The following is a 14,758-nucleotide window of genomic DNA, read 5'->3' as shown; positions in this document are numbered from 1 at the left end:
GCGCCGTTGCGACCGGCATCGCCGTCGAGATCCCGGCCGGTTACGAGGGGCAGGTGCGGCCGCGCAGCGGCCGCGCGCTGAAAGAGGGACTCGCGCTGATCAATTCGCCGGGAACCATCGACGCCGACTATCGCGGAGAAGTTAAAGTATTACTTGTAAATTTGGGCGACCAGCCGATCGTGATTAAACCCGGCGATCGAATCGCCCAACTCGTCATCGCGCCCGTCATTCGCGCCGATATCGTCGAGGTCGATGAACTGGCGCCGAGCGCGCGCGGCCCCGGCGGCTTTGGCCACACCGGCCGCTGAACGCGTTCGGCGCGACCCTCGATTGCGCGAGCATCCTCGCGTAATTTAGTTTCATCAGCATGCAGTGAAAGAGTGAAAGACAAACCCACCGAGACCGACGCGGCATTGACCGCGGTGACGCCGATCGACGGCCGCTACCGCGCGCGCACCCGCCCCTTGGAGGCCTACTTCAGCGAGTTCGCGCTGATTCGCTACCGCGTTCGCGTCGAGATCGAATGGTACCTGTCGCTCGCCGGGCATCCCGCGATCAGCGCGCTTAAACCGATCCCGGTTGCGACTGCGAAAAAGCTCCGCGCCGTTTACGAGGACTTCGCGCTCGACGATGCGCGCCGCGTCAAGCAACTCGAGGCGACTACCAATCACGACGTCAAAGCGGTCGAGTATTTTGTCAAGGAGCGAGTCGCCGCGATCGACCGCGCGCTGCCGATTGAGATGGTGCATTTCGCGTGCACCTCCGAGGACATCAACAACCTCGCCTACGCGCTCATCCTCAAGGAGTTCGTGGCGACAGAGCTGACGCCGCGCCTGGAAGCGGCGAACGCGCCGATCGTCAAGCTGGCGCATCGCTACAAATCCCGTCCGATGATGGCGCGGACGCATGGCCAGGAAGCGTCGCCGACGACGGTCGGCAAGGAGATGGCGATATTTGCCACGCGCGTGGCGCGCCAACTCTCGCAGCTTCGCCGCCAGGAATTTCTCGGCAAGCTCAACGGCGCGGTCGGCAACTTCAACGCGCATCACTTCGCCCAGCCCGAGGTTGACTGGATCGCGCACTCGCAAAATTTCGTCGAGCAACTCGGTCTGACCTGGAATCCGCTGACCACGCAGATCGAGAGCCACGATTTTATCGCCGAGCTGTTCGGCATCATGATGCGCATCGACACGATCCTGATCGGCTTCTGCCGCGACATGTGGAGCTACATCTCGATCGGTTACTTCGCGCAAAAAGCCGTCGCGGGCGAGACCGGCTCCTCGGTGATGCCGCACAAGGTCAATCCGATCGACTTCGAGAACTGCGAGGGCAACCTCGGAATCGCCAGCGCGCTGTTCGATCACCTGGCGGCCAAGCTGCCGGTCTCGCGATGGCAGCGCGATCTGACGGACAGCACGGCGATGCGATCGATGGGCACGGCGTTCGGCCATCTGATCGTCGCGCTGGAGTCGCTGGAGCGCGGTCTTGAGCGCGTCGAGGTCAACGAGCGGCGCATTGCCGAGGATCTCGAAGCCGAGCAGGCGTGGGAGGTCGTCGCCGAGGCGATTCAGACTCTCATGCGGCGCCATGGGCTGCCCAAACCATACGAGACGCTCAAGGAACTGACGCGCGGCCGGCGGATCGATCGGCGCGTGATCGAAGAATTCATCGCGACGCTGCCGCTGGACGAGGGCGCGCGGCGTGCGCTCCGCGAGTTGAATCCGCGCAGCTACACCGGCCTGGCGGCGAAACTGGTCGAGCGATTCGCGCCACCCGCAAAAGTATCGGACGCGGCTGCGGCGAAAAAGGCGCGCGCGCCGAAGCCGTGAGATCCGCCATCCACACGCTCGCGCGCTTCGATGTGTATAAGCGCGGAGCTTTGTGGACAATCGGCGCCGGGCTTCGTTGTGATGAGGCGACCGGTCGGTAAGATGATTAGGTTAAGATAATCCGATCGACCGACAGGGAGAACGCATCGTGGAAACGACTCCGCAAAAACTCGAAATGTTTTACGAGGGCAAGGCGAAGAAACTCTACTCCACGTCCGATCCCGACCTCGTCATCACCTACTTCAAGGACGACGCGACCGCCTTCGACGGCGCCAAGCGCGACACTATCGCGGACAAGGGCGTCGTGAACAACCGGATGTCGGAGCTGTTCTTCACGCTGCTCGAAAAGAATGGCGTGAGAACGCACTTCGTCCGCCGCTTGAACGATCGTGAGATGCTGTGCAAGCGCCTGCACATTGTCCCGGTCGAGACCGTCGTGCGCAATCTCGTCGCGGGCTCGATGGCAAAACGGCTCGGCCGCGAAGAAGGCGAACCGCTCCCGCATCCGATCGTCGAGTACTACTACAAGTCAGACGCGCTCCACGATCCGCTGATTCTCGGCGAGCACGCGATCGCGTTTGGATGGGCCACCGCGGCGGAGCTCAAGCAAATCGACGCAATGGCGCTGAAGGTCAATGGCATCCTGAGCAAATTCCTCGACGAGCGCGGCGTGATGCTGATCGATTTCAAGCTCGAGTTCGGACGCTATCACGGTGAAATTCTGCTCGGCGACGAAATCTGCCCCGACACCTGCCGTTTCTGGGACAAAGCCACCCGCCAGAAACTCGACAAGGATCGCTTCCGCCACGACCTGGGCGGCGTCGCGGAGGCCTATCACGAGATGCTGCGCCGGGTGGAAAGCTGATGGTTTATGGCGGCGCGCAAGAGGATTTGAGTTGCAAGTAAGAGTGTTCGTGACGCCCCGGATGGGAATTCTCGACCCGCAGGGCCGCGCGGTTGAAAGTTCGCTGCAAAGTCTCGGCTTCAAAAACGTCTCGGGCGTCAAAGTCGGCAAATATATCCTGCTCGAAGTCCAGGCGCGCACCGCGTCGGAGGCGCGCGACGAAGCAAAGAAGATGTGCGAGGAGCTGCTCGCCAACCCCGTGATCGAGGACTACCGCTTCGAGGTGGACGGCGAATGAAGTGGGGCGTCGTGCGATTCCCCGGCTCGCTGGACGACGGCGACTCGCTGTATGCGCTGGCCGCCGTGATGGGCCAGGACGCGCGAATACTCTGGCACAAGGACCAGTCGCTCGGCGGCGTCGAGTGCGTGCTGCTGCCGGGCGGCTTCAGCTACGGCGACTATCTGCGCACCGGCGCCATCGCGCGCTTCTCGCCGATCATGAAGAGCGTGGCGAAGTTCGCCGCCGACGGCGGCTTGGTGATTGGCATCTGCAACGGCTTTCAGATTCTGTGCGAGGCGCATCTGCTGCCTGGCGCTCTCACCCGCAACCGCTCGCTCTCCTTCATCTGCGAGCGCGTGTGGCTGCGCGTCGAGAACGCAAGCACGCCGTTCACGCGCGCGGCGAAGCAGGGCGATTTGCTCCGGCTTCCGATCAAGCACGGCGAAGGACTCTACGTCGCGCCCGAAGATGAGCTGCGCCGGATGGAAGAACGCGGGCAGGTGATTCTGCGCTACGTCGATGCCGACGGGCGCGAGAGCGACGCCGCCAATCCCAACGGCTCGATGCGCGCGATCGCGGGCGTCGCCAACGAGCGCTTCAACGTCTTCGGCCTGATGCCGCATCCGGAGCACGCGGTGGAGGCGATGCTCGGCGGGGTGGACGGACTCAAGATATTTCAGTCAATAGCAGGGAGCGCGCGATGAGCGAGCTTCCTGTTTCTCTTCCCGGCGAGCCGAAGGTCGATCTCGAACAGGCCCGCGCGCACGGACTCGCGCCCGATGAGTACCGCAAGATCGAACAGATCAACGGCCGCCTCCCGACTTACACCGAGCTTGGCGTGTTCTCCGTGATGTGGTCGGAGCATTGCTCGTACAAATCGTCGCGCCGTCATCTGAGAAAGCTGCCATCGAAGAGCGAACTCGTGGTGCAGGGGCCGGGCGAGAACGCCGGCGCAATCGACGTCGGCGACGGATGGGCGGCGGTCTTCAAAATCGAAAGCCACAACCATCCTTCGTTCGTCGAGCCGTACCAGGGCGCGGCGACCGGTGTCGGCGGAATCCTGCGCGATATTTTCACGATGGGCGCGCGGCCGGTGGCGAGCATGAACTCGCTCAAGTTCGGCTCCTTCGATCATCCCCGCACGCGCTATCTGCTCGGCGGCGTGGTCGGCGGAATCGGCGGTTACGGCAACTGCGTGGGCGTGCCGACGGTCGCGGGCGAAGTGATGTTCGACGCGGCCTACAACGCCAACATCCTGGTCAACGCGTTCTGCCTCGGGCTGGTCCGCAAGGGCGAGATGATGAGCGCGAAGGCGCGCGGCCCCGGCAATCCAGTGCTTTACGTTGGCTCTGCAACCGGACGCGACGGAATTCACGGAGCGTCGATGGCGTCGGCGGAGTTCGACAAGCAAAGCGAGGCCAAGCGCCCGGCGGTGCAAGTCGGAGATCCGTTCACCGAGAAATTATTGATCGAGGCGTGCCTGGAAGCGGGCAAGACCGGTGCGATCGTCGCGATCCAGGACATGGGCGCGGCGGGACTCACGTCGTCGTCGAGCGAAATGGCGTCGCATGGCGGACTCGGGATCGAACTCGACCTCGACCAGGTCCCGCTGCGCGAAGCCGGACTGACGCCGTACGAAATTCTGCTCTCCGAATCGCAGGAGCGAATGCTGATCGTCGCGGAGCGCGGGCGCGAGGCGGATTTGCAGGCGGTCTTCGAGAAATGGGACCTGCACGCGGTTGTGATCGGCCACCTGACCGACGACCAGCGATGGCGTATGCGATGGCGCGGGCAGGTCGTGGCGGATATTCCAATCGGCGCGCTGGCGGACGACGCGCCGATTTACGATCGTCCCGCGGCCGCGCCCGGGACTCAGCCGGCCGGCAAAGTGTCTGTCACTGAAAAACATCCCGAGACGGCGACAGCGCTTCGCGCGCTGCTCGACAGTCCCAACATCGCGTCGAAGAAGTGGGTCTATCGGCAATACGATTCGATCGTGCAGAGCAACACGGTGCTGGGGCCGGGCAGCGACGCCGCCGTGTTGCGAATCAAGAATTCGCGGCGCGCAATCGCGCTCAAAGTCGATTCGAATCCTCGCGCCTGCGCTATCGATCCGTATCTCGGCGCGGTGGGGACGGTCTGCGAAGCGGCGCGCAATGTCGCATGCGCGGGGGCGCGTCCGGTCGGAATCACCAATTGCCTGAACTACGGCAATCCGGAGCGGCCCGAGGTGATGTGGCAGTTCATCCGCGGCGTCGAGGGGCTGCGCGACGCGTCGATCGCGTTGGGCGCGCCGGTGGTCAGCGGCAACGTGAGCTTTTACAACGAGACCGAAGGCCACTCGATTCCTCCGACGCCGACGATCGCAGTGCTGGGCGTGATGAGCGACGTCGCGAAGCACGTCACCCAGTTCTTCAAGGCGCCCGGCGACGCGATCGCGCTGGTGCGCACCGCCGCGCCGTCGATTGCGGCGAGCGAGTACGCGGCAATCTTCGGAATCGACGGCGGCCGGCTTGGCGCGATCGACCTGGCGCGCGAAGCGGCGCTGGTCGAGGGGCTGGTTGAAGGCGCCGAACAGGGGCTGATAAGATCGGCACACGATGTCGCCGAGGGCGGCCTCGCGGTGGCATTGGCCGAAGCCTGTTTCAATCCGCGGGCAATTCTGGGAGCCGAAGTTGAACTTGGGCGCGCTGGGAACGCCGACGCGGTTTTTTTCGGTGAAGGTGCATCTACCGTCATTCTGTCGATTGCACCGGGCGACACGGCTCGCGTCGAGAAATTGTTTGCGGGGCGAGGATTGGAATTTGCGGTCATCGGACGCGTAATCGCCGATCCCCGGCTCAAGATTGCCGCCGCGGCCGGTCTCGATGAAGACGTTGCCGAACTGCGGCGAATTTATGAAGACGCGATTCCAAGGAGGCTCAGAGGCGGTGACTGAAACGCACTCGGTCATAGCAGTCGAAGAATCGAACCTCGACGTCTTCCACGAGGAATGCGGAGTATTCGGCGTGTATCGACACCCCGAGGCTGCCAACCTCGCCTACCTCGGTCTCTACGCGCAGCAGCATCGCGGGCAGGAGTCGGCGGGAATCGTGTCGTCCAACGGCAAGTCGCTGATCTCGCATCGCGGGATGGGACTGGTCGCCGACGTCTTCAACAGCACGATCATCGCGAGACTCGAAGGCACCAGCGCTATAGGGCATAACCGCTACTCGACCACCGGCTCGACCACCATCAACAACTGTCAGCCGCTGGTGGTCCAGTATGCGCGCGGCGGACTGGCGCTGGCGCACAACGGCAACCTCGTCAACTTCAATGAACTGCGCGCACGCCTCGAATCGACCGGATCGATCTTCCAGTCGTCGTCCGACAGCGAGGTGATGATTCATCTGATCGCCGCTTCGCACGCGCCCACGCTGCCGGAGCGGGTCGCGGAGGCTCTGGCGCAAGTGCGCGGCGCGTACTCGCTGGTCGTGCTGACCGAAGACTCGATGATCGCGGTGCGCGATCCGCAGGGCTTCCGGCCGCTGGTGCTGGGCAGTCTCAACGGCGCGACGATCGTGGCCTCGGAAACCTGTGCGCTCGACCTGGTGCGCGCCGAATATGTTCGCGAGATCGAACCCGGCGAGATGATCGTCATCGACGACAACGGGCTGCGCTCGCTCAGTCCGTTCGCACATGCGCCGACCAAGCGATGCATTTTCGAGTACGTGTATTTCTCGCGGCCCGACAGCCAGGTTTACGGCCGCAACGTGTACCAGGTCCGCAAGCAGCAGGGCCGCGCGCTCGCGCGCGAGGCTCCGGCGGTCGCCGACATAGTCGTGCCGGTGCCCGATTCGGGCACGCCCGCCGCGCTTGGCTACGCGGAAGAATCGGGAATACCGTTCGAGATGGGCCTGGTGCGCAGCCATTACGTCGGACGCACGTTCATCGAGCCGCGCGCGTCGATTCGCCATTTCGGCGTGAAGATCAAATTCAACCCGGTGGCCGAATTGCTGCGCGGCAAGCGAATCGTGCTGATCGAAGACTCGCTGGTGCGCGGCACCACGCTCAGGAAAGTGATCCCGATGCTGCGCCAGGCGGGCGCGCGCGAAGTTCACATGCGCATCGCGGCGCCGCCCACCACCCACTCGTGTTTTTACGGCATCGACACGCCCACCCGCGAGGAGCTGCTGGCGTCTGCGCATTCGATCGAGGAAATCCGTCGCTACATCACCGCCGACTCGCTCGCCTATCTGAGTTGGGACGGACTCTATTCGTTCAACGGTGGCAGCCGCGAGGGATTTTGCGACGCGTGCTTTACCGGCAAATATCCGGTCGAGATTCCGCGCGACACCACACCCGCCCAGTTACATCTGTTTCTCGCAAATGAAGACGGGCTGAAGGCCGAGCGCCGCTAGGCCCCGCGCGATCTTCCGCGCAGATGATCTTTGGCCGCCCCATGGCTATAAGACTCTTGAGCGCGCGATCCGGTTTGAATCATGGTGGCAAATCCCAAACCAACCGGCGACACCATCAGCGTCGAACAGCCAACCAGCCGCGAGCAGTTGGATGAGTTCGCGCGCCTTCCATTTCAAGTTTACGGCGCGCGCAACGCCTGGTGGCCGCCCGACATGCACAGCGAGATCGATCTGCTGTCACGCCGCAGTCCGCTGGCGGCGTACCTCGAAGTCACGCCCTTTTGCGCGCGGCGCGCGGGCCGGGTCGTCGCGCGCGTCAGCGCGGTTATCAATCGCCGCTACATCGAACATTGGAACGAGCAACTCGGCCAGTTGATTCACTTCGAGGCGCTCGAAGGCGAGGACATCGCCGTCGCCGCGATGCTCGACCAGGCCGTGCAATCGATCCGCCAGCGCGGCATGCGCGCCGTTCGCAGTGGCTTCGCGGCGTTTCTCGATTATCCCTACGCGATCGACAACTACGGCTTGTTGCCGTCGTTTCTGCTGCGCGGAAATCCTCCCGCATACCATCGCTACTTCAAGCAAGCCGGCTTCGTTACCGAAAAAGGGCAGCTCGATTACACCGCGCCGCTCACGCCTGAAATTCTGGCGCGCTATCGCCGGATGGCCGATGCGGCCGGACTGGCCGGCATCACGATTCAAAGTTGGCGCGAGTTCGGGTTCCTGGCCGCGATTGACGCGTGGACTGACGTGACCAACCGGGCGTTCGATCGCCATTGGGGATGGAATCCCGTGACCCGAGCGGAAGTGCGTCCGATGCTCACGTCGCTGTGGGAAACTCCCGTCGCCGATCTCTCGATGCTTGCGGCAATCGACGGCGAGTGCGTCGGCGCCGTCTTCTCGGTGCCCGATTTCAGCACCGCGCTTGCCCGTGTGCGCCGAGCCGCCCGGCTCGACCCCGAGCGCGGCGGCGGTACGCGAGGCGCGCTGATAAATGTCGGCGTCGTTGCGCGCGCCCGCGGACGCGGGGTGGCGCTGGCGATGGCGGCGCGATCGTTCCTGGCGATGGCGCAGCGCACGATGCGCTTTGCCGGCTACACTCTGGTGCTCGACGACAACTGGGCCTCGCGCCGCACCGCGCTCAGCCTGGGCGCCCACGTCACCGGCAACTTCGTCACCTACCGCCGCGATCTGTAGGGTTTGCGAGGTCGCGGGGCTTTGGCTGCGACGCCGCAAGGTTGCTTGACAAGCTTCTGGCAGCGGGCGTTTACTCGTTCGTCAATCCCGGAACCGAACGCTGCCGCCGGGTCGCGGTCGAGTTAAAGTGATACTTTAGTTTATGAAAATGCCGAGCGAACTCCGCATCCCGACCCGGCTGGCAGTTATCGCAGTTTTTTTCGCGATGACGCTCTCAATTACGCAAGCTTATGCCGGGGTCAAACCCGGCGACGTCATCACGCCAAAGAATGCGGAGCAGGTCCGGACGCTGGTAAGTCCTGGCACCTACGTCGCAGTCGCCAAGGGCATGCAGATGAACATCGTGGCGCCGAGCCGCGTCGATTGGCCGCCGCCTTACCAGGACGCGACCGAAAAGTACTCGAGCCAGGTGCGCCTGGCCCCGGACCATCGCGACCTGCTCGGCTACGTCGCCGGGCAGCCGTTCCCCCTCCTCGATCCCAACGATCCCTACGTCGCGACCAAGATCATGTGGAACCAGTACTTCAAGCCGATCGCGACCGACGACTTTGATTTGCGTTATTTCGAATGCCAGGTGGCGAGGCAAAATCCCGGCGCGCAACAGCAGCTGATGCTGATGACCGAGACCGGGCATCTGGCAGGCTACTCCGATATCGGACGCACCGAGGTCGAGCCGATGCCGGCCGACCCGGATTTCAAGGCCAGCGGCGTCTGGGTGCGCGTCGGCGCCTATCCCACCCTCACGCCCGCCGAAGATCGCGGCAGCGGCGCCATCCGCTATCGCTACTGGGACGCGAACAAGGCCGACGACGCGTGGGCATTCCTGGCAGGATCGCGGCGCGTGCGCCGGGTGAACGAAGTGATGATGAGCTCCTCGCCGGGACTTTCAACCTGGGACGCCGATCACGCCGGCGGATTTGGCGCCAAGCCGCAGGAGTACAACTTCAAGTACCTGGGCGATCGCGGCATGCTTGCGTGCGCGCACGCAAGGAACTCGCCCGCGCATCCATGCTCCACCGACGGCGGCGCCACCTCATGCCCCGACGATTGGGAGATGCGCCGTCTCTACGTAGTCGAAGTCACGCCGCGCCCGGAAAGAATCGCGGGCGTCCTGCAGTCGAAGACGATCGTGTACGTTGACGGCGAGGGATGGTTCAATCCGTACGTGGACAGCTACGATCAGAAAGGCGAGTTGTGGAAGGCGCAGATTTATCTTTTCACCTACCGCGATCGCCCGGTGCCCGACGCCAGGGTTGCGGTCTACCCGTTCAAGCGTGAATTCAATATCGCGGCCTCCAGCGTTGACCTGCAATCCGGCATCGCGACGACTTGCTACCTGCCCGGACCGGACACGCCTGAGCGCGAATGCTGGTACATCAACATGGGCGCGGTGGACAAGGACTTCTTCACGACCGAGGCGCTAAGCAAAGCCGGCCATTAGCAGGGGTGACCCCTGCACCCAATGTTAAGGCCGCGCTCCGTTGTCGCGCGCGGCCGACGCCGCGGGCGCGCGCCGTCTTTTAACACTGGCTTCCCGTGCCAACGGGTCTTAATACTGGCCAGCCGTGCCAATGGCCAAGGGTCACACCTGCTACTTGATCGCCAGCGCGTTGGGCGGCGAGCCGTTGCCGCCGGGTATGTTGAGCGGCGCCGACGTCAGGAAGAAATCGTAGCGCCCGTCAGCGGCGCAATCTTCCGCCAGCGCCTCGAGATTCCACATCTCGCCAATCGGCATCCCGAAGAACGCCAGCAGGTGGAAATGAAGAAACTCGGTCTCCTCGCCCACCGGTTTCGGCAACGCCTCGAGCGCCGGCGAATCCGACGCGACCGCGGCCAGATGATTGTCCCACAGCCATCGCGCCGTGCGTTGACTGGCCTCGATTCCCGGCACTACCGTCTCCTTCGCCAGTTCCGTCTTAAGCTCCTCGCTCGCCGACAGGTAGAACCTCGTCCATCCGATCCGAATCAGCAGGATGTCGCCGGCCCGCAGCGCGACCCCTTCTTCTTCGAGCGTGGCCTGCACGTCGCCGAGCGGAATCGACTCGGCCCTGGTGAAGTTGATCGACTTGCCGACCCGATCGTAATACCGCGCCACGTCGGCGAGCACTCCGCGCCCGGCGATTCCGCGCCGCGCCAGGTTGTCGATCCCCAGCCGCATCCCGCCGCGCCCGGTCATCTGATTGTCGGGAATCCCGTTGTACGCCCCGTACACAGGATGCTTCACGTGCGCCAGCGCGTCCCATTGCGACGACGATTGCGGATAGAAGTTGTCCAGGTAGTCGTCGAGCACGAAATCCGCGGTCGGGAAAATCTTGACCGTGTGGGTATGTTTGCCGCGCGTGAACAGCGGCGGGTCGGGGATGTTGATCGGCAGATTCATCGCGAAGACTTTGCCCGAGTGAATCGACGCGGCGGCCGCAATCACGCGCTCGGGCGTCAGCAGATTGATCGTTCCGACTTCGTCGTCGTCGCCGAACACGCCCCACGCCGCGCCCGCCGGCGCGCCTGCCCGTACCGGCAGGTCGTCGTAGCCGGGGATCCTCACCGCAATCGCGCGCTTGGCGCCTTTGGATGCGGCCGTCTTTCCCTTGGCTGCTTTGGGAGCGACTTTGCGGGCTTGTCGCGGTGCTTTCTTTATTTTCTTCTTGGACTTGGCCACTGGACGTATCCTCCTGAATTGCTCGAGCGCGACCGCATCTTCTCTTAACAGACTGCCCGCCAATGACAAGAGTGAACTTCCTGCCCAATCCTGCCCGGGTCCATGACGATTAAATAATTGCCCGGCAGCCTTGAGAGCGAATACGCGCGATGGTACTGTACGGGATTGCTCCTTGCTCCAACTTGGGGCTCAAATCCGTAAGGAGGACGTGCAGCGCATGAGGCGCTACGAAACTATTTTTATTCTCCGCCCTGATTCGGGCGAACCCCAAATCAAGGAAGCCATCAAACGCTACGAGGGTATCATCGCCGCCGGCGCCGGCGAGATGATCGAAACCGAGGAGTGGGGATCGCGCGAGCTCGCCTACAAGATCAAGGGCGAGCGCCGCGGCTTCTACGTTCGTCTGGACTATGTCTCGCCCGGGCCCGTGATGAACGAGGTCGAGCGCAACTTGCGGATCTCCGATACCGTCCTGCGTTACCTGTCGGTGCTGGTGGACGACGACGCCGATGTGGCCAAGGCGCGCGAGGAACTCGAGGCGCGCAACCGCCGTATCGCCGAGGCCAAGGCTGCCCAGGAAGCGCGCGCTGCCGCGCTGATGGCCTCGCGCGAGGAGCGGGCGGAGGAAGCACCCGACGCTCCCGAGGAAATAATGGAAGCGGCGGCCGAGGAAATCGCCGGGCCCGAAGGTGACAGGGAACCGGATTGAGCTCGAAGGCCGGCTGCTCAATCAGCCCGCAGTCCGCATCACCCCGGCAGGCACGCCTGTACTGCGCTTCACCGTCGATTGCGGCGCGCCCGGCGAGGAACTGAGACTCGGGATCGTGATGACCGGTGAATCCGCGCTGGCGGCGAAACAACTGCTGGCGCCAGGCCGCCAGGTTAAGGTGATCGGAAGGATGAGAACATTAAAGGGCAGCTTGAAGACAGACACCGGGTTCGAAGTCGTAGCTGCGTCGATCGAGCGAAGTGAATAGATACTAAAACTTTCGTCAAGGAAATCTTACCAGGGAATCTAAATGGCTGACGAGGAAAGATCTGAAAGAGGCGGCGACCGGCCGCGCACCGAAGGCGGCGAAGGACGCGGACGCTACGGCGCGCCACGCCCCGAGGGCGAACGCGGCGAGGGCCGTGGCGGTGAGGGTCGCGGCGGCGGGATGCGTCGGGGACGCCCCGGTGGACGCCGTAAGGTATGCCGCTTTTGCGCCGACAAGACGCTCAAGGTCGATTACAAGGACGTGCGCACGCTCGGCAGTTTCATCACCGAGGGCGGCAAGATAGTCCCCAGCCGGACCTCGGGCAATTGCGCCAAGCATCAGCGCCAACTTGCGGTGGCGATCAAGCGTGCTCGCGTGCTCGCGCTGCTGCCATTCTCGACGCTCGGAGCCTAGCTCGGCTTAATCCAGTGACGCGCAAGGCGGTTATAGGGATGGTTCGCGCGGCCGCGCTGGCGGGGGCGTTCTTCCTTGCCGGCGGCGCGATACCGATGGTCGGTGGGATTCTGATGATGCTCGCGCCCGCACCAATCATTCTCTATGCGGTCGGGCGTCCCAATCCCAACCTCCGTGCGACTATCGCGGTCCTGCTCGCGACCGCATTCGTAGCGATCCTGGCGGGATCGTTTGCCGGTCTCGGCTACCTGGTGTCGTTCGGCCTCGGCACCGGGATCGTATGCTACATGCTCGAGCGGCGTTCCTCCTTCGAGATGATCACCGCGGTTGGCGCGGGCGCGATGGTTGCCGCTTCCGTGGTGGCGGCGCTGGTGGTCATGGGCGGCCCCGACGCGCTGATCAAGACCGTTCACGACGAACTTGCGCAAGGGATGGCGCGCGGGCAGGAGCTCTACAAGCTGCTCGGGACTCAATCGGCGCTTCCGGCCGATACGCAAGCCAGCGTCATTTCGTTTACGATGCGTCTGTCGCCGGCGTTCGCGCTGCTGGTCGCGGCCAGCTCGTTGCTGCTCAACCTGCGCGTGTTTTGGCGATGGGCCGGGCCGCAACGGCTGAGCTACAGCTTGTTCGGCGATCTTTCTCGATGGTCGGCGAAGGAATGGCTGGTGTGGCTGTTGCTCGCCAGCGGGTTCGGGCTGTTCATTCCGGTCCCGGCGGTAAGCGATATCGCGCTCAACGGCTTCATCTGTATCGCGGCGGTGTATTTTTGCCAGGGACTGGCGATTGTCGGGTTTTATTTTCAGTCGCTCTCAGTTCCGTCGATCGTACGCGGCATAATTTATTTTGTCGTGTTCGCGCAGCCGTTTGTGGCGGCGCTGCTGTGCGTCGCGGGCGTCTTCGATATGTGGATCGACTTCCGGCGGCTCAAGCCCCCCAGCGCGGAAGCGAACAACCTGGGCGATTTCTTCTAAGTGCGGGGTGGAAACGAGGCGGCAAAGACGATGAACGTGCAAGTCATACTCAACGAGGATCTTCCCAACCTGGGAAGGACCGGCGACGTGGTCAAGGTCCGCGCCGGTTACGCGCGCAACTATCTGTTGCCGCGCAAGCTCGCGGTCGAGGCGGATCAGAAAAATCTCCGCGCCTTCGAGCATCAGAAGCGGACCGCCACGCGCCGGCGCGAGATCAAGCGCACCGACGCACTCGCGGTCAAGGCCAGGATCGAAGCGCTCGCGCTCACGCTCACCGCGCGCGCCGGCGAGGAGGGCAAACTCTTCGGCTCGGTTACCAACATCGATCTCGAGCGCGCGCTGCGCGAGAATGGTCTCGACATCGAGCGGCGCAAAATTCACCTGCCCGAGCCGATCAAGCAGCTCGGAGAATTCACGGTGCCGGTCAAGCTCGATTCCGAGGTTGAAGCCAGCTTGAAGATTACCGTCGCGGCGCAAGCCGAATGAGGACTTGCCCGATATGATCAAACTCTACGACTTCCTTTCCTGCCCCTACGGCCAAAAAGTCCGCATCGTCATGGCCGAGAAGGCCCTGACCTACGAACTGGTCGCGGTCGATTTGGCCCAGCATGAAAATCGCAAGCCTGACTTCCTGCGGCTCAATCCGTTCGGACGCGTGCCCGTGCTCGTCGATGACGATACAACGATTTACGATTCGACGATCATCAACGAGTATCTCGAGGACGAGTATCCCGAGCCCCCGGTGCTGCCGCCCATAGGTTCCAGCGCGATGCGCTCGCGGGCGCGCCTGTTCGAGGATTTCGCCGACACTTCGTTCACCCCGCCGGTCGGCCAGCTAATCGCCGAAGTCTCCAAGCCCGAGGGCGATCGCGATCAGAATCGCGTTGCGCGGCTCCATCAGTCGGTCGAGCGCGTACTCGACTACCTCAACCACGAATTGCAGGGCAACAATTTTCTCGCCGGTGAGTTCTCGGTCGCCGACATCGGCTTCGCGCCAAGGATGCTGGTGCTGAACGAAATCGGAATCGACGTGCTCGGCAACAACCGCGGCAACATCGATGCGTGGATCAAGCGCATGATGGAGCGGCCGAGTATCCGCAATCTGCAAGGCGTCGTGGCAGTGCCGGTCGCGGGCGGCTGATCGCCATCCTGGCCAACCAGGCATCTGAAAAACGCGCGCGCCGTCC

At 63.4% G+C, this 14,758-nt stretch carries 16 protein-coding genes; 15 read left to right on the top strand and 1 reads right to left on the bottom strand.

All coding sequences use genetic code 11. The features are described from left to right. The 9 genes from dut to VIO10_RS14925 all read left to right on the top strand — a co-directional run. On the top strand, positions 1-308 hold a 308-nt coding region (gene dut / locus VIO10_RS14965; protein ID WP_331965986.1), incomplete at its 5' end, for a dUTP diphosphatase. Between the two features lie 72 nt (positions 309-380). After that, positions 381-1,829: an adenylosuccinate lyase gene (gene purB, locus VIO10_RS14960; RefSeq protein ID WP_331965983.1), complete on the top strand. Its 1,449-nt coding sequence runs from the start codon at positions 381-383 to the stop codon at positions 1,827-1,829. A gap of 175 nt (positions 1,830-2,004) precedes the next feature. Beyond that, positions 2,005-2,694 carry a phosphoribosylaminoimidazolesuccinocarboxamide synthase gene (gene purC / locus VIO10_RS14955; protein ID WP_349259257.1) on the top strand — a complete coding sequence of 230 codons (690 nt, stop codon included), beginning with the start codon at positions 2,005-2,007 and terminating at the stop codon, positions 2,692-2,694. 31 nt (positions 2,695-2,725) lie between these two features. Next, positions 2,726-2,971: a phosphoribosylformylglycinamidine synthase subunit PurS gene (purS, locus tag VIO10_RS14950; protein ID WP_331965977.1), complete on the top strand. Its 246-nt coding sequence runs from the start codon at positions 2,726-2,728 to the stop codon at positions 2,969-2,971. Continuing rightward, on the top strand, positions 2,968-3,657 hold the full coding sequence (purQ, locus tag VIO10_RS14945; RefSeq protein ID WP_331965974.1) for a phosphoribosylformylglycinamidine synthase subunit PurQ: 690 nt from the start codon (positions 2,968-2,970) through the stop codon (positions 3,655-3,657). Before purS ends, purQ begins: the two co-directional genes overlap by 4 nt. After that, a complete protein-coding gene (purL, locus tag VIO10_RS14940; protein ID WP_331965971.1) occupies positions 3,654-5,891 on the top strand; it encodes a phosphoribosylformylglycinamidine synthase subunit PurL in 2,238 nt (745 codons plus the stop codon). Before purQ ends, purL begins: the two co-directional genes overlap by 4 nt. Then, positions 5,884-7,353 carry an amidophosphoribosyltransferase gene (purF, locus tag VIO10_RS14935; RefSeq protein ID WP_331965968.1) on the top strand — a complete coding sequence of 490 codons (1,470 nt, stop codon included), beginning with the start codon at positions 5,884-5,886 and terminating at the stop codon, positions 7,351-7,353. Before purL ends, purF begins: the two co-directional genes overlap by 8 nt. Positions 7,354-7,437: 84 nt before the next feature. Further along, the gene (locus VIO10_RS14930) at positions 7,438-8,550 is read left to right on the top strand and encodes a hypothetical protein (RefSeq protein ID WP_331965965.1); all 1,113 of its coding nucleotides are present in this window, start codon (positions 7,438-7,440) and stop codon (positions 8,548-8,550) included. Between the two features lie 148 nt (positions 8,551-8,698). Next, on the top strand, positions 8,699-9,991 hold the full coding sequence (locus VIO10_RS14925; protein WP_331965962.1) for a DUF1329 domain-containing protein: 1,293 nt from the start codon (positions 8,699-8,701) through the stop codon (positions 9,989-9,991). 150 nt (positions 9,992-10,141) lie between these two features. Here the strand turns inward: VIO10_RS14925 and VIO10_RS14920 are convergent, their stop codons facing one another. Next, positions 10,142-11,209 (bottom strand): cyclase family protein, encoded by a 1,068-nt coding sequence (locus VIO10_RS14920; protein WP_331965959.1) that lies wholly within the window; start codon positions 11,207-11,209, stop codon positions 10,142-10,144. A gap of 217 nt (positions 11,210-11,426) precedes the next feature. Between VIO10_RS14920 and rpsF the strand changes: the two genes are divergently transcribed. From rpsF to VIO10_RS14890, 6 genes are read left to right on the top strand one after another with little or no spacing between them, the layout of a single operon-like run. Beyond that, a complete protein-coding gene (rpsF, locus tag VIO10_RS14915; RefSeq protein WP_331965956.1) occupies positions 11,427-11,918 on the top strand; it encodes a 30S ribosomal protein S6 in 492 nt (163 codons plus the stop codon). Next, the gene (locus VIO10_RS14910) at positions 11,899-12,186 is read left to right on the top strand and encodes a single-stranded DNA-binding protein (protein WP_331965953.1); all 288 of its coding nucleotides are present in this window, start codon (positions 11,899-11,901) and stop codon (positions 12,184-12,186) included. Before rpsF ends, VIO10_RS14910 begins: the two co-directional genes overlap by 20 nt. A 42-nt stretch (positions 12,187-12,228) precedes the next feature. Further along, positions 12,229-12,600 (top strand): 30S ribosomal protein S18, encoded by a 372-nt coding sequence (gene rpsR / locus VIO10_RS16250; RefSeq protein WP_349259255.1) that lies wholly within the window; start codon positions 12,229-12,231, stop codon positions 12,598-12,600. A gap of 14 nt (positions 12,601-12,614) precedes the next feature. Then, positions 12,615-13,571, top strand: a complete 957-nt coding sequence (locus VIO10_RS14900) for a DUF2232 domain-containing protein (protein WP_331965950.1) — start codon at positions 12,615-12,617, stop codon at positions 13,569-13,571. A 36-nt stretch (positions 13,572-13,607) separates the two neighbouring features. After that, positions 13,608-14,057, top strand: coding sequence for a 50S ribosomal protein L9 (gene rplI, locus VIO10_RS14895; protein WP_349259256.1), 450 nt, complete (start codon positions 13,608-13,610; stop codon positions 14,055-14,057). Between the two features lie 13 nt (positions 14,058-14,070). Continuing rightward, positions 14,071-14,712, top strand: a complete 642-nt coding sequence (locus tag VIO10_RS14890) for a glutathione S-transferase family protein (protein WP_331965944.1) — start codon at positions 14,071-14,073, stop codon at positions 14,710-14,712. Positions 14,713-14,758: the final 46 nt, after the last annotated feature.

It is taken from the genome of Candidatus Binatus sp., from assembly GCF_036567905.1.
Lineage (GTDB): Bacteria > Desulfobacterota > Binatia > Binatales > Binataceae > Binatus.
This window is presented reverse-complemented; position numbering and strand designations above follow the sequence as displayed.

What these genes read in the sequence shown, in the direction of transcription:
- purL (WP_331965971.1), top strand. Translation starts at nt 3,654, where the DNA reads ATGAGCGAGCTTCCTGTTTCTCTTCCCGGCGAGCCGAAGGTCGATCTC.
- VIO10_RS14925 (WP_331965962.1), top strand. Translation starts at nt 8,699, where the DNA reads ATGCCGAGCGAACTCCGCATCCCGACCCGGCTGGCAGTTATCGCAGTT.
- purC (WP_349259257.1), top strand. Translation starts at nt 2,005, where the DNA reads ATGTTTTACGAGGGCAAGGCGAAGAAACTCTACTCCACGTCCGATCCC.
- purQ (WP_331965974.1), top strand. Translation starts at nt 2,968, where the DNA reads ATGAAGTGGGGCGTCGTGCGATTCCCCGGCTCGCTGGACGACGGCGAC.
- rpsF (WP_331965956.1), top strand. Translation starts at nt 11,427, where the DNA reads ATGAGGCGCTACGAAACTATTTTTATTCTCCGCCCTGATTCGGGCGAA.
- VIO10_RS14890 (WP_331965944.1), top strand. Translation starts at nt 14,071, where the DNA reads ATGATCAAACTCTACGACTTCCTTTCCTGCCCCTACGGCCAAAAAGTC.
- rpsR (WP_349259255.1), top strand. Translation starts at nt 12,229, where the DNA reads ATGGCTGACGAGGAAAGATCTGAAAGAGGCGGCGACCGGCCGCGCACC.